Source organism: Pseudomonas sp. FR229a (assembly GCF_030209115.1).
Classification (GTDB): Bacteria; Pseudomonadota; Gammaproteobacteria; order Pseudomonadales; family Pseudomonadaceae; genus Aquipseudomonas; species Aquipseudomonas moraviensis_A.
In genome coordinates this window covers 109,745-124,525 of the sequence record NZ_JARVSP010000008.1, presented here as the reverse complement: position 1 = coordinate 124,525, position 14,781 = coordinate 109,745, and the positions used below count along the sequence as shown (strand labels likewise).

Annotated in this window: 14 protein-coding genes; 3 read left to right on the top strand and 11 right to left on the bottom strand. The window is 57.6% G+C overall.

The features are described from left to right. Positions 1–26 precede the first annotated feature (26 nt). The 10 genes from atpA to mnmG all read right to left on the bottom strand — a co-directional run bounded on the left by atpA (position 27) and on the right by mnmG (position 8,741). On the bottom strand, positions 27–1,571 hold the full coding sequence (atpA, locus tag QRN33_RS07190; RefSeq protein WP_016772405.1) for a F0F1 ATP synthase subunit alpha: 1,545 nt from the start codon (positions 1,569–1,571) through the stop codon (positions 27–29). Between the two features lie 21 nt (positions 1,572–1,592). Then, positions 1,593–2,129: a F0F1 ATP synthase subunit delta gene (locus tag QRN33_RS07185; RefSeq protein ID WP_016772404.1), complete on the bottom strand. Its 537-nt coding sequence runs from the start codon at positions 2,127–2,129 to the stop codon at positions 1,593–1,595. A gap of 12 nt (positions 2,130–2,141) precedes the next feature. Then, positions 2,142–2,612, bottom strand: coding sequence for a F0F1 ATP synthase subunit B (locus tag QRN33_RS07180; RefSeq protein ID WP_016772403.1), 471 nt, complete (start codon positions 2,610–2,612; stop codon positions 2,142–2,144). Positions 2,613–2,670: 58 nt separating this feature from the next. After that, positions 2,671–2,928, bottom strand: coding sequence for a F0F1 ATP synthase subunit C (gene atpE / locus QRN33_RS07175; RefSeq protein ID WP_003097235.1), 258 nt, complete (start codon positions 2,926–2,928; stop codon positions 2,671–2,673). A 133-nt stretch (positions 2,929–3,061) separates the two neighbouring features. Continuing rightward, positions 3,062–3,931, bottom strand: a complete 870-nt coding sequence (gene atpB / locus QRN33_RS07170; RefSeq protein WP_042607991.1) for a F0F1 ATP synthase subunit A — start codon at positions 3,929–3,931, stop codon at positions 3,062–3,064. A gap of 16 nt (positions 3,932–3,947) precedes the next feature. After that, positions 3,948–4,355, bottom strand: a complete 408-nt coding sequence (locus QRN33_RS07165; RefSeq protein WP_042607990.1) for a F0F1 ATP synthase subunit I — start codon at positions 4,353–4,355, stop codon at positions 3,948–3,950. Positions 4,356–4,503: 148 nt separating this feature from the next. After that, on the bottom strand, positions 4,504–5,376 hold the full coding sequence (locus QRN33_RS07160; RefSeq protein WP_285407736.1) for a ParB/RepB/Spo0J family partition protein: 873 nt from the start codon (positions 5,374–5,376) through the stop codon (positions 4,504–4,506). A gap of 9 nt (positions 5,377–5,385) precedes the next feature. Further along, on the bottom strand, positions 5,386–6,183 hold the full coding sequence (locus QRN33_RS07155) for a ParA family protein (protein WP_016772400.1): 798 nt from the start codon (positions 6,181–6,183) through the stop codon (positions 5,386–5,388). Positions 6,184–6,201: 18 nt separating this feature from the next. Beyond that, positions 6,202–6,846 (bottom strand): 16S rRNA (guanine(527)-N(7))-methyltransferase RsmG, encoded by a 645-nt coding sequence (gene rsmG, locus QRN33_RS07150; protein WP_064365199.1) that lies wholly within the window; start codon positions 6,844–6,846, stop codon positions 6,202–6,204. Beyond that, complete coding sequence (gene mnmG, locus QRN33_RS07145; protein WP_285407735.1) at positions 6,843–8,741, bottom strand: tRNA uridine-5-carboxymethylaminomethyl(34) synthesis enzyme MnmG; 1,899 nt, start codon at positions 8,739–8,741, stop codon at positions 6,843–6,845. The genes rsmG and mnmG overlap by 4 nt, the downstream gene beginning before the upstream one ends. A 570-nt stretch (positions 8,742–9,311) precedes the next feature. Here mnmG and QRN33_RS07140 point away from each other — a divergent pair. The 3 genes from QRN33_RS07140 (at position 9,312) to QRN33_RS07130 (ending at position 13,319) form a co-directional block, all read left to right on the top strand. Then, positions 9,312–9,818, top strand: coding sequence for a sigma-70 family RNA polymerase sigma factor (locus QRN33_RS07140; RefSeq protein ID WP_064365201.1), 507 nt, complete (start codon positions 9,312–9,314; stop codon positions 9,816–9,818). Continuing rightward, positions 9,818–10,765 (top strand): FecR domain-containing protein, encoded by a 948-nt coding sequence (locus QRN33_RS07135; RefSeq protein WP_285407734.1) that lies wholly within the window; start codon positions 9,818–9,820, stop codon positions 10,763–10,765. Before QRN33_RS07140 ends, QRN33_RS07135 begins: the two co-directional genes overlap by 1 nt. A gap of 118 nt (positions 10,766–10,883) precedes the next feature. After that, positions 10,884–13,319 (top strand): TonB-dependent siderophore receptor, encoded by a 2,436-nt coding sequence (locus tag QRN33_RS07130; RefSeq protein ID WP_285407733.1) that lies wholly within the window; start codon positions 10,884–10,886, stop codon positions 13,317–13,319. Positions 13,320–13,363: 44 nt separating this feature from the next. Here QRN33_RS07130 and mnmE read toward each other — a convergent pair whose 3' ends face one another. Further along, positions 13,364–14,731, bottom strand: a complete 1,368-nt coding sequence (gene mnmE / locus QRN33_RS07125; RefSeq protein ID WP_064365204.1) for a tRNA uridine-5-carboxymethylaminomethyl(34) synthesis GTPase MnmE — start codon at positions 14,729–14,731, stop codon at positions 13,364–13,366. Positions 14,732–14,781 lie beyond the last annotated feature (50 nt).

Here is a 14,781-nt window from a genome sequence, read left to right as displayed (position 1 = left end):
GGGAGCCTCGCGGCTCCCGCTGCGGCTTACCAGGTTTGGGTGGCCTTGAACTTCTCGATACCGGCTTTCATGCCAGCGTCGATTTCGTCATTGAAGTCACCTTTAACGTTGATCTTGGCCATCAAATCGGCGTGATCGCGGTTGAAGAAAGCGATCAGCGCTTGTTCGAAGCTGCCGACCTTGGCGATTTCAATGTCAGTCAGGAACCCACGCTCAGCGGCATACAGCGACAGCGCCATGTCAGCGATCGACATTGGTGCGTATTGCTTCTGCTTCATCAGCTCGGTAACGCGCTGACCATGCTCAAGTTGCTTGCGGGTCGCTTCGTCCAGGTCAGAAGCGAACTGGGCGAATGCCGCCAGTTCACGGTACTGAGCCAGAGCGGTACGGATACCACCGGAGAGCTTCTTGATGATCTTGGTCTGAGCGGCACCACCCACACGGGATACCGAAACACCGGCGTTCACTGCAGGGCGGATGCCCGAGTTGAACATGGCCGATTCCAGGAAGATCTGACCGTCGGTGATGGAAATCACGTTGGTCGGAACGAACGCGGAAACGTCGCCAGCCTGGGTTTCGATGATCGGCAGTGCGGTCAGGGAACCGGTTTTGCCGGTCACTGCGCCGTTGGTGAACTTCTCTACGTATTCTTCCGAAACGCGGGATGCGCGCTCCAGCAGACGGGAGTGGAGATAGAACACGTCGCCTGGGTAAGCTTCACGGCCTGGTGGACGGCGCAGCAGCAGGGAAATCTGGCGGTAAGCCACTGCCTGCTTGGACAGATCGTCATAAACGATCAGCGCGTCTTCACCGCGGTCGCGGAAGAATTCACCCATGGTGCAACCGGAGTACGGTGCCAGGAATTGCAGCGCAGGAGATTCCGAAGCACTGGCAGCCACGATGATCGTGTTGGCCAGGGCGCCGTTTTCTTCCAGCTTGCGAACCACGTTGGCGATGGTCGATTGCTTCTGACCGATGGCTACGTAGACGCAGAAAATGCCGCTGTCTTTCTGGTTGATGATCGCGTCGATTGCCAGAGCGGTCTTACCGATCTGACGGTCACCGATGATCAGCTCACGCTGGCCACGGCCGACAGGGATCATGGCATCGACTGCCTTGTAGCCAGTCTGTACAGGCTGGTCTACCGACTTACGCCAGATCACGCCTGGAGCAACTTTCTCGACCGCGTCGGTCTCGGTGTTGCCCAGTGGACCTTTGCCGTCAACAGGGTTACCCAGAGCATCGACTACGCGGCCCAGCAATTCCTTACCAACAGGAACTTCGAGGATGCGGCCGGTGCACTTGGCGCTCATGCCTTCAGCCAGCGACTGGTAGGAGCCCAATACCACGGCACCTACGGAGTCCTGCTCCAGGTTGAGGGCCATACCGTAGACGCCGCCCGGAAACTCGATCATCTCGCCGTACATGACGTCGGCCAGACCGTGAATCCGCACGATGCCGTCAGATACGCTGACGACAGTGCCTTCGTTACGGGCTTGGGAGGTCACATCGAGCTTGTCGATGCGGCCCTTGATAATTTCACTTATTTCGGAAGGATTGAGTTGCTGCATTGCTCTGCTGCCCCTTCAAACTCAAGATTTCAATGCTTCGGCAAGTTTCGCGATTTTGCCGCGAATCGAGCCATCGATAACCAGGTCGCCGGCGCGGATCACGACACCACCAATCAAGGCAGCGTCCTCCGCAACTTGCAGGCGCACTTCCCGGTTGAGTCGTGCACTGAGAACCTTGGCGAGTTTGTCTTGCTGTTCTTGGTTCAATGCAAATGCACTGGTTACTTCAACGTCTACCGATTTCTCTTGTTCGGCCTTGTACAGGTCGAACAGAGCGGCGATCTCCGGCAGAAGCAGGAGACGGTCGTTCTCGGCAACGACGTTGATGAAATTGCGTGCCTTTTCATCAAACTTGTCGCCGCACACGTCAATGAACGTGGCGGCCTTTTCTGCGCTCGTCAGTCGCGGGGCCTTGAGCACGCGCTGCAGGGTGTCGTCTTGCGACACCGCTGCTGCCAGGCCGAGCATGGCTGACCAATTGGCCAGTTGCTGGTGGGCCTGAGCGTGCTCGAAGGCCGCCTTAGCGTAAGGTCGGGCCAACGTGGTCAGTTCTGCCATGATCGCCCTCGCTTAGATTTCAGCAGCCAGTTGGTTAACCAGCTCTGCGTGCGCGTTTTGATCGATTGTGGCACCCAGGATCTTCTCGGCGCCGCCAACAGCCAGCAAGCCCACTTGGGCACGCAGCTTGTCTTTGACGCTGTTCAGTTCCTGTTCGATCTCGGCTTGAGCCTGAACCTTCACACGGTCAGCGTCGATACGGGCTTTTTCAACAGCCTCTTCGACGATCTGGTTACCGCGTTTCTTGGCTTGCTCGATGATTTCAGCTGCCTGAGCTTTCGCTTCGCGCAGTTGCTGACCCGCTTTCTCTTGGGCCAACTCCAGGTCGCGAGCTGCACGGCTGGCAGCGTCCAGACCATCAGCGATCTTCTTTTGACGTTCGTGCAGAGCAGCGATGACCGGAGGCCATACATACTTCATGCAGAACAGTACAAAAATCAGGAACGCAACGGACTGGCCAATCAGGGTCGCATTAATGTTCACGCCAACACCTCGCAGTTACGTTGTCCATCACACCAAATTACCCGGAAGATCCGAGTAATCAGCCAGCGATCTGACCAACGAACGGGTTCGCAAAGGTGAAGAACAGAGCGATACCAACACCGATCATGGTTACGGCGTCGAGCAGACCGGCAACGATGAACATTTTGACTTGCAGCATTGGAACCATTTCTGGCTGACGCGCTGCGCCTTCCAGGAACTTGCCGCCCAACAGGCCGAAACCAATTGCGGTACCCAGTGCGCCCAGGCCGATCAACAGTGCAACAGCGATAGCGGTTAGACCAACTACAGTTTCCATCTTTCCTCCCGACTTTTACGTCGTATGGTTTAGGTTTTTTAGATTAAAGCGGTAAAACAAATCGTTTCAGTTGCCCCGCAAGGAGCTCCCTCCCGTTTGACCGGGAGGAACATCAGACTAGTCGAGACTGGTCTTAATGGTTTTCTTCGTGCGCCATCGACAGGTAGACGATGGTCAGCATCATGAAGATGAACGCCTGCAGGGTGATGATCAGGATGTGGAACACCGCCCACGCCCACTGCAGAACAACGCCCAGGCCGCTGAGCCAGAGCAGGCCGCTGCCGAACATCACAGCGATCAGAATGAACACCAGCTCGCCGGCATACATGTTGCCGAACAGACGCAGAGCCAGAGAGATCGGCTTGGCGATCAGGGTGACGAATTCCAGCAGGAAGTTCACCGGAATCAGCAGCGCCTGAACAAAGATGTTCTTGCTGCCGAACGGGTGCAGGGTCAGTTCGCCGATGAAGCCGCCGATGCCCTTGACCTTGATGCTGTAGAAAATGATCAGTGCGAACACCGAGAACGCCATGCCCAGGGTCGCGTTCGGGTCAGTAGTCGACACGGCGCGGAACGGGATGTGGTGGTCGCCGGAGATCAGGATGGCCAACTGAGGAATCCAGTCGACCGGTACCAGGTCGACGGCGTTCATCAGGAACACCCAGACGAAGATGGTCAGTGCCAGCGGTGCAATCACCGGGCTACGGCCATGGAAGCTGTCTTTCACGCTGCCATCGACGAATTCGACCAATACTTCAACGAAGTTCTGCAAGGCACCCGGCTGACCCGACGTCGCTTTCTTTGCCGCCATGCGGAAAAGAAGAACGAAGATCAGACCCAGCGCGACCGACCAGCCGAGGGTATCGACGTGGAAAGCCCAGAAGCCCATTTCCTTGGCCTCTGCTGCGGTGTGGGCAAAGCCCCAGCCGCCGTTGGGTAGCTGACCGAAAGTCAGGTTCTGCAAGTGGTGCTGGATATAGCCCGAAGCGGTTGTTTCTGCCATGGTTGCCTCAAACGCCCTAAGGTCTCGAAAGTCTTGTTCTCATCAGCAGGGGAGCGAACCAGCTGACCGACTGAGTCAGCACGAACACGCCGAATACTGCGATCGGCGCCAGTGGCTTCACACCTGCAAACACCAGTGCAAACAGCACTGCCGTCAAAATCAGTTTGCCTGCCTCGCCGGCATAGAAAGACCGGACGATGGACTGGGCTGCTCGGGCGCCGGAAAACCGAAATGCCTTGTGAGCAAAATAAACATTGGGCAGCAAGGCTATCAGGCCTCCGCAAAGTCCCGAGTATCCGGCAACGACTCCATGCCATTGCCAGAGCGCCAAAGCGGCAATGAGCAAAATGACAAATTGAGCCATCAACACCGGAAAAACCGCCAGGCGATGGAAAGGCAAGCGGTTTGGCGTGCGGGTTTCCATCACAATTGCTCTCCAATGGTCGGCTGCCAAAATTCAATAACTTGGCATAATTTGTGCCGACAAAATGCGCGCAGAGTATAGGGGCGGTTCTGCCCCTATTCAACTGTCAGGTAGTGATTTCCGACTGCGCGCTACATGAGGAAATGTTTCAGCGGATGTGTGCGAGCACACCTTGAAGCTCATCGAGAGAGTTATAACCAATCACCAGTTGGCCTTTGCCCTTCTTGCCGTGGCGAATCTGCACCGCAGAGCCCAGCCGCTCGGCCAGGCGCTGCTCGAGGCGAGCGATGTCCGGATCGGTTTTTCTTGCTTCCACAGGCTCCGGCTTGCCACTCAACCACTGCCGAACCAGTGCCTCGGTTTGGCGCACGGTCAGCCCTCGTGCGACAACATGTCGCGCCCCTTCAACCTGCTGATTGTCCGGCAGACCGAGCAAGGCGCGCGCATGACCCATTTCCAGGTCACCGTGCGAGAGCATGGTTTTGATGACTTCGGGCAGTGCAATAAGTCGCAACAGGTTAGCCACAGTCACCCGCGACTTACCCACAGCCTCGGCGACCTGCTGCTGGGTCAGCTGAAATTCCTGCTGCAAACGCTGCAAAGCCACCGCTTCTTCGATCGGATTGAGGTCTTCGCGCTGGATGTTCTCGATCAGCGCAATCGCGATGGCGGTTTCATCCGGCACATCGCGGACCATCGCCGGGATCGTCTCCTGCCCGGCCTGCTGACTGGCGCGCCAGCGGCGTTCACCGGCGATGATCTCAAAACGACCGCCGCCAATCGGGCGCACCACGATCGGCTGCATCACGCCCTGAGCCTTGATCGATTGCGCCAGCTCTTCCAGTGCCTGCGGGTCCATGTCGCGGCGCGGCTGATATTTGCCACGCTGCAGCAGGTCCAGCGGCAGATGTTGCAGTACACGGGTGTCAGCCTGCGCGGCCTGTTCTTCCAGCGCGCTGACCGTCGGACCACTCAGCAGTGCATCCAGTCCACGTCCGAGACCTCGTTTCTTGACGGCCATGGGGATTCCTTAAGTTGGCTGAGCAGCAGCAATGCGTGAATTTTTGCGCTGACGGCGAACCATCTCGCCCGCCAGAGCCAGATAGGCCAGGGCGCCACGCGATTGCTTGTCGTAAGCCAGCGCCGGCATGCCGTAGCTTGGTGCTTCGGCCAGGCGAATGTTGCGCGGGATCACCGTGTCGTACAGCTGATCGCCGAAGTGTTCCTTGAGTTGCGCCGAGACATCGTTCATCAGGCTCAGGCGCGGGTCATACATGGTCCGCAGCAGGCCTTCGACTTTCAGGTTCGGATTGAGCAGCTCAGCGATGCGCTTGATGTTATCCACAAGGTCGCTCAAGCCTTCGAGGGCAAAGTATTCGCACTGCATGGGGATAATCACCCCGTCAGCGGCGACCAGAGCGTTGAGCGTGAGCATCGACAGCGACGGCGGGCAGTCGATCAGGATGTAATCGTAGTTGTCGCGGATGGGCGCCAGCGCACTGCGCAGACGGCTTTCCTTCATCTGCATTTCCAGCAATACCACTTCCGCAGCGGTCAGGTCGCGGTTGGCCGGCAGCAGCTGATAACCGCCGTGCTCGGAAAAGTGCATGGCCTGGCCCAGATCGCATTCACCGATCAGCAGATCGTAAACCGAGTTTTCCAGGCCATGTTTATCCACACCGCTACCCATGGTGGCGTTGCCCTGTGGATCGAGATCGATCAACAGCACCCGGCGCTTGGTCGCGACCAGGGATGCTGCGAGGTTGATGCAGGTGGTGGTCTTGCCCACACCACCCTTCTGGTTCGCTATCGCGAATACCTTAGCCATTCTTGCTTGTGTTCCCAATCATGCCGTGCGGCGCAGTATCAGCAGATGGCGTTGGCCTTGGCAACCGGGGACGGCCAGGGCGTGTTCGCTATCGAGTTTGAAATCTGCCGGCAATGCTACCAGCTCATCGGCGGGATGAACGCCCTTCATTGCCAGCCAGCGTGTATCGGCATCGCCGAGGTGGCGAGTCCAGTTGGTGAAGTTTTCCATGCTGCTGAATGCCCGGGAAATGATTCCGTTGAAAGGCTGTGCAGGCTGGAAAGCTTCGACGCGACTGTGGATAACTTGCAGGTTATCCAGCTTCAGTTCGAGTTTGACCTGAGTCAGGAAGCGGGTTTTCTTGCCGTTGCTGTCCAGACAGGTCACCTGCGAGTCCGGGTACAGGATGGCCAGCGGAATGCCAGGCATGCCGCCACCGCTGCCGACGTCGAGCCAGCGCCCGTTTTCGATAAACGACATCACGCTGAGACTGTCGAGCAGGTGGCGCGAAACCATTTCGTCCGGATCTCGTACGGCGGTCAGGTTGTAGGCCTGGTTCCATTTGATCAACAGGGCCAGATAGCCCAGCAGCCGTTCGTGCTGGATTGGGGTGAGATCGACCCCGAGCTCGCGGGCTCCTGTGGATAACTCTTCGGCGTGTTGCGAAGTGACCTTGGCACTCAAGCGCTTTGCTCCAACTGACGGCCCGCGCCGCGTTTTTTCAAATGAATCATCAACAGCGAGATCGCCGCCGGGGTTACGCCTGGAATCCGTGACGCCTGGCCCAGCGTCTCGGGACGTGTGGCGCCGAGCTTGCTCTGGATCTCCTTGGACAGACCGGAGATGTTGGTGTAATCGATATCCACAGGCAATTTCGTGTCTTCACTGGCGCGCAGACGGGCGATTTCGTCCTGTTGACGGTCGATGTAACCGGCGTACTTGGTCTTGATTTCCACCTGCTCGGCGACCTGTGGATCTTCCGCGCCCTGCCCGGTCACTTCGACCAGACCGGCGTAGTCGATTTCCGGACGGCTCAACAGGTTGAGCAAATTGTATTCGTGAGTCAGTGGCGTGCCGAATTTCTCGGCAATCGCATCGCCCTGAGGGGTATTCGGGCGAACCCAAGTGCTTTTCAGGCGCTGTTCTTCCAGCTCGATACTTTCGCGCTTCTTGCAGAAGGCCGCCCAACGCGCGTCATCGACCAGACCGAGCTCGCGACTTTTTTCGGTCAGACGCAGATCGGCATTGTCCTCGCGCAGAATCAGGCGGTACTCGGCACGAGAAGTGAACATGCGGTACGGCTCTTGTGTACCAAGGGTGATCAGGTCGTCGACCAATACCCCGATGTACGCTTCATCGCGGCGTGGGCACCAGGCTTCTTTGCCCTTGGCGCGCAGCGCAGCGTTGGCCCCGGCGAGCAGACCTTGGGCGCCGGCTTCTTCGTAACCGGTGGTGCCGTTGATCTGCCCGGCGAAGAACAGACCGCCGATGACTTTGGTTTCCAGGCTGTACTTCAGATCGCGCGGATCGAAGTAGTCGTACTCGATCGCATAACCCGGACGCACGATGTGCGCGTTCTCCATGCCGCGGATCGATTGCACGATCTGCAATTGCACGTCGAACGGCAGGCTTGTGGATATCCCGTTCGGATACAGCTCATGGGTGGTCAGACCTTCCGGTTCGATGAACACCTGATGGCTTTCCTTGTCGGCAAAGCGGTGGATCTTGTCTTCGATCGACGGGCAATAGCGCGGGCCGACGCCTTCGATTTCACCGGCAGCGGAATACATCGGCGAACGATCAAGGTTCGCCGCGATGATTTCGTGGGTGCGGGCATTGGTGTGAGTGATCCAGCAACTGACTTGCCGTGGATGCTGTTCCTTGTTGCCCATGAACGACATCACTGGAATCGGCGTATCACCTGGTTGCTCGGTCATAACCGAGAAATCCACAGACTTGCCATCGATACGCGGCGGTGTGCCGGTTTTCAGGCGACCGACACGCAGTGGCAGTTCACGCAAACGATGAGCCAGCGCGATTGACGGCGGATCACCGGCACGACCGCCGGAAAAATTCTGCAAACCAATGTGGATAAGTCCGCCGAGGAACGTACCGGTGGTCAACACCACGGAATCGGCGAAGAAACGCAGACCCATTTGCGTGACAACACCGCGGACTTGTTCCTGCTCGACGATCAAGTCATCAGCAGCTTGTTGGAATATCCACAGGTTCGGCTGGTTTTCCAGGATTTCACGGACCGCTGCCTTGTACAGAATCCGGTCGGCTTGCGCACGGGTCGCCCGTACCGCCGGGCCTTTACGACTGTTCAACACACGGAACTGGATGCCGCCCAAATCTGTGGCCGTAGCCATCGCGCCGCCGAGGGCATCGATTTCCTTGACCAGATGGCTCTTGCCGATGCCACCGATGGCCGGGTTGCAACTCATGGCACCGAGGGTTTCCACGTTATGCGTCAGCAATAGGGTTTTTGCCCCCATGCGTGCTGACGCCAGTGCTGCCTCGGTACCGGCATGACCGCCGCCGATGACGATCACTTCAAAACGGGAAGGGAAATCCACCACGCACCTCGTGCCTGCTTAAGTAGGTCATTCAGGAAAAATTTGAGCTCAGGTTTCTGGACCTGGTCGGCAAGTATAGGGACTTCGCCCTTTCTAAAGAACCCTCTGCACAAAATTTAACCAGCTGTGGAGAACTCGAGGTTAAAAGAATAAAAAAGAGAGAAATTTATAAAACCTTTGTTTTTATGTTTATTCTTACTGGGCAACCTTTCTGTGGATAGATCGCTACAGGCCTTATTAATCAATGTGTACAGGGATTCAAAACCCTGTGCTCAGGTGCCGAGGAGGCCCTTGGATAACCGGTGTAAGCCTGTGGATTAAAGGTATGTTTATCCACAGGGCGGGTTATAGCCAATTTTCAGGCCTTGTTATCAACCGACCTTAGCGCCAGTTATTCACAGGGCTTAATCTGCAAAAAACCGCTGGATGGATGTTTCCATGCGCAAAAAAAAACGTCACCGAAGGATCGGTGACGCTTAGAAAGCCTGCGACAGGACATCAAAAGGCTATTGTGAGAGAACGTAACAGAGGCTAATAATAGCCATTATCATTAACTTGCCAGTTTCTCCCATGCCCCTACCCGCCCATACCGCTGCGATCGAGCAAATCTACGAGCAACACCATTCGTGGCTGTATGGCTGGCTCAAGGGCAAACTGCACAACACCTGCGATGCAGCCGATGTGGCGCATGACACCTTTTTGCGCATTCTGGCGGCGCGCAATGCGGCGCATATCCGAGAGCCGAGGGATTACCTGGCGACCATCGCACGCGGTCTGGTCATCGACCGCTATAGAAGGTGCGCCATTGAAGCCGCGTACTTGCAGACACTGGCCACCCGGCCCGAAGCGGCGGTTATCAGCGAAGAGGACAAGGCGCTGATCATCGAAACCCTGCTCGCTGTGGATAAAGCCCTGGCCGGGCTTGGCACGCGCACACGGCAGATATTCATCCTCTCGCAGGTCGACGGCCTGACTTATCAACAGATCGCTCTGCAGATGAAGGTATCGCTGACCACAATCAAGAAACACATGATCCGCGCCCTCACGGAATGCGCCCTGATCATGGCGCAGCACTGATGGCCGTCGCTGCCAACCGCCAGGTATTCGAAACCGCTGCCAGCTGGTATGTGCAGTTTCAATCCCAGCCTCCGAGCCTTGCCGAACAAAAAGCCTGGCAGCTGTGGATAGATAGCGATCCGGCGCATCTGGCGGCGTGGAACCAGATGGAACAATTGCAGCGCCACTTGGGAACGCTGCCGCAGGATCTGAAGCGACGTGCGCTCAATAGCGGCCAACACAGGCGACAGGTACTCAAGCTGTTGCTGCTCGTAGCGGGTACAGGCTTCGTGGGCTGGAATGTTCAACGACACACGTCCCTCGGAAACGTCTGGGCCGACTATAAAACCGGGGTGGGCCAGCGTCGCACCATCAGCCTGGCCGATGGCAGCCAGATCCAGCTCAACACCGACTCTGCGATCGATGTTTCTTTCGACGCAGCGCAACGCCTGATTCGACTGCGCGGCGGGGAAATTCTCGTTCAGACCGGCAAGCTCGGGGATCAGCGACCCTTCTACGTGCAGACCCGTGACGGCCGGATTCAAGCGTTGGGCACCCGCTTCTCGGTGCATCAAATGCCCAACTCAACACGGGTCGGGGTGCTGGAAGATCGAGTCAGCGTTCAACCTGCGCAGTCCTCCATTGCTCCGCTGATGCTGAAGGCAGGCGAAGGTGCGGATTTCGATAGTCGGCATATCGGCCTCATTCATCCCTTCCAGCCAGCAGAAGTGGCCTGGATCAACGGCCAGTTGATCGTCCTCGATGCCCGCTTGGGCGATGTCCTCGAAGAGTTGGGACGCTATCGCAGCGGTGTATTGCATTGCGATCGTCGGGCAAGGGATCTGCGCGTCTCCGGGACCTTCCGGCTCGATTCGACCGACGCGGTGCTGGCCAACCTTCAGGCTTCGTTGCCAATCAACGTGCGCTATTTCAGCCGTTACTGGGTCTCGATCAGCCACAGCGCTTGATTGAAACAAGGCCAGGGAAAAATAATTGCCGACAGGGTTATCTTTTTTTGCCCTGACCCGGCCCTACAGGTAATCGCGATAAACGCGGCTCTTCGCCACCTTCAGGGCTAATCCACACATGCGTCTTCCCACGTTCCGTCAGCGTTTTTCTCCCCACTGCATTGCCTACAGCTTATTGATGGCCAGCGCTGCGTCCTGTCTGGTCACCGGCCACAGCGCCTTCGCAGCGACCGCATCCCAGCGCTACGTCATCGCTGCCGGCCCGTTGGACAATGCATTGAGTCAGTTCGCCTCTACCGCGAATGTGATTCTGTCGTTCTCGCCGCAACAGACCAGCCGCCTGCGCAGCGCCGGGTTAAGCGGTGACTTCAGCGTCGAACAAGGCTTCGCCCAGTTGCTGCAAGGTTCTGGTTTACAGGCGGTGCCGCAAGCACCCGGCAGCTACATCCTGCAGCCCTTGCCTGAGGGAGATACCCTGGAACTGGCACCGACCAACATCAATGCACAGTTGGCCAATCCAATGGATCTGGATTACGCCGCCGACGTTGGCTACAAAGCGCAAAACAGCCGGATCGGTACGAAAACCAGCACACCGCTGTCGGAAACGCCGCGTTCGGTGTCAGTAGTGACCGGGCAGCGCATCAAGGATCAGAAATCCCAGACACTTACCGACGTACTCGGCTACGTGCCGGGAATCTTCGCCCCGCCGTTCGCTGCCGGCGACAGTCTGGCCGGCGATCTGTTTTACATCCGCGGTTTCAACGCCACCGATTACGGCTACGGTCTGCTCCGGGATGGACTGCGCGTGCAGGGCAATCGCTATGACACCAGCACCGAGCCGTACGGACTTGAACGCGTCGAAGTATTCCGTGGCCCTTCTTCGCTGTTGTATGGCGAAAACGCGCCGGGCGGTCTGGTCAATCTGGTCAGCAAGCGCCCGACGGCCGCGCCACGGGGCGAAGTGCAATTGGGCTACGGCTCGAACAACCGCCGGCAGATCGGCGTCGATGTCTCCGGCCCGCTCAATGACAGCGGTAATGTGCTCGGGCGCGTGGTGATGCTCGGACGCAAATCCGATACCCAGACCGATCACGTTCTTGACGACCGCATTTATATCGCCCCTTCGCTGACCCTCAATTTCGACGATTTCAATACGCTGACCCTGCTGGCCAACTACCAGAAAGACCATACCAATATGGAGCTCGGTCTGCCGGCCGCCGGCACATTGCTGAGCAACCCCAACGGCAAGCTGTCCAAGGACACCATGCTCGGTGACCCCGACTGGAATACTTTCGAGCGGGAAACCTGGAGCACCGGTTACGAGTTCAGCCACTCGTTCAACGATGACTGGCAGTTCCGCCAGAACTCGCGCTACATGCAGTCGCGCATTACCCGTCACGAAACCTGGCCGGGCAATTTGAACAACGCAGGCTTCGGCACGCGGTTGAACATGACCGCCTATGATCGCTTCAACAAATCCATGGTGTATTCGCTGGATAACCAGCTGGAAGGCAAATTCCAGGCGGGCGATCTGGAAAACACCGTGTTGTTTGGCGCCAGCTACGATCGCACCTCGTTCAACCAGGACTGGAATGCCGGGATTGTCGGGCCGATCAATGTCTATGACCCGGTTTACCTGCGCGATCCGACCACGCCGATTGCCGTGCAAAACACGTTGCTCGAGCAGCAGATGAAGGGCGTCTATGCACAGATCCAGAGCAAGTACGACCACTGGCTGTTCCTGCTGGGAGGGCGTCAGGACTGGGTCGACAGTGACTTCCGCGACAAGGTAGCCCGAGGCAGCAACATCAGCTCCGAAGACAAGAAGTTCACGTACCAGGGCGGTGTGATGTATCAGTTCGACAACGGCATGACGCCGTATGTCAGCTATTCCACAGCATTCGTGCCGGTGCAGCAGATTTCCAATGCCGGCGCCCCACTTGATCCGATTACCAGCAGCCAGTACGAAGTGGGCCTCAAATACGAACCGATCGGCAGGGATACAGCCTTCACCGCTTCGGTGTATGACCTGCGCAAGAAGGACGACACCTATTTCGACGCAACGACGTCGACCTATCGCCAGGTGGGTGAAAGCCGTGCCAAGGGTGTGGAGCTGGAACTCAACAGCAATCTGACGCAGAACCTCAATGTCACGGCGGCTTATACCTACACCGATGCAAAAATCACCAAGGATGCGGCGACGTCGCTGGTCAAGGGCCATCAAATGACCGGAGTGCCGCGTAATCAGGCCTCGGTCTGGGCGAAATACCGCTTCCTCGACAGTGATCTGAAAGGCTTGTATGTCGCGGGTGGTGTGCGTTATTTCGATAGCGCATTCGCTTATACATCGCCTTCGCTGTACGGAAAGCTGGATGCCGGCGACGTCACGTTGGTAGACGCGGCGGTTGGTTATCAGATCGATACACACTGGAGTGTCGATCTGAATGCGAAAAACCTGTTCGACAAGGAATATGTGTCGGGCTGCAACGACGCAGGCCGCTGTTATTGGGGTGAGGATCGCACCCTGCTCGGTACGGTGTCTTATAACTGGTGAACAAAAAAAGGGGCTGTGGATGAATTATCCACAGCCCCTTTTCATTATTTGCCGATGCAGAAGCTGGAGAAAATCCTCCCCAGCAAATCATCCGAGCTGAACGCACCGGTAATTTCCCCCAGCGAATGCTGAGCCTGGCGCAAATCCTCGGCGAGCAGTTCGCCCGCACCGGCCAACGTCAGTTGGGCGCGGCCGTGCTCCAATGCCGCGCTGGCGTGACGCAGTGCTTCCAGATGCCGGCGACGTGCGCTAAAGCTGCTTTCCGACGTCTGCTCGTAACCCATGCACGCCTTGAGATGGTCCCGCAGCAGGTCGAGGCCTTCCGCGGACTTGGCGCTGAGGCTGATGGTTACATGACCGTCGTCACTGGTTTCCAAAGCGATCGCTTCGCCAGAGAGGTCGGACTTGTTACGGATCAGCGTCACTTTTGCCGGGTCCGGTCGGGTTTCGAGGAATTCCGGCCAAAGAGCAAAGGGATCCAGTGCCTCCGGTGCGGTCGCATCGACCACCAGTAAAACCCGATCCGCTTCACCAATGGCTTTCAACGCCCGTTCGACCCCGATCTTTTCCACATGATCATCGGTGTCCCGCAGCCCTGCAGTATCGACCACGTGCAATGGCATGCCGTCGATGTGGATATGTTCGCGCAGGATATCCCGAGTGGTACCGGCAATCTCGGTGACGATGGCGGCTTCGCGCCCCGCCAATGCATTCAACAGGCTGGATTTGCCGGCATTCGGCCGACCGGCAATCACCACCGTCATGCCATCGCGCAACAGCGCACCCTGCCCGGCTTCGCGAAGCACTGTGGATAACTCATTGCGCACTTTGTCGAGCATGCTCAGCACATGGCCGTCGGCAAGGAAGTCGATTTCCTCTTCCGGAAAGTCGATCGCGGCTTCGACGTAGATACGCAGGCCGATCAACTGTTCGGTCAGGTTATGCACACGCTGGGAGAACGCACCCTGTAACGAACGCAATGCATTGCGCGCAGCCTGTGCGGAACTCGCTTCGATCAAATCGGCAATCGCCTCGGCCTGGGCCAGATCAAGTTTGTCATTGAGAAAAGCACGTTCGCTGAATTCACCTGGCCGAGCGAGGCGGCAACCCAGTTCCAGACAGCGCTTGAGCAACATGTCCAATACGATCGGACCACCGTGGCCCTGCAATTCCAGAACGTCTTCGCCGGTGAACGAGTTCGGACCCGGGAAATACAGAGCCAGACCTTCATCCAGTACCTGCTGATCGTCACTGAAAAACGGCCCGTAATGGGCGTAACGCGGTTTCAGTTCGCGGCCGCTGATGGCTTTTGCCGCCACGCTGGCCAACGGCCCGGAAATACGGACGATGCCCACACCGCCGCGACCTTGAGCGGTGGCGACAGCGGCGATGGTTTCACGGGGTGTGCTCATAAAGCGGCATCCAGACAAAAGTGGCAGATAGCAAAACGCCCCACTAGGGG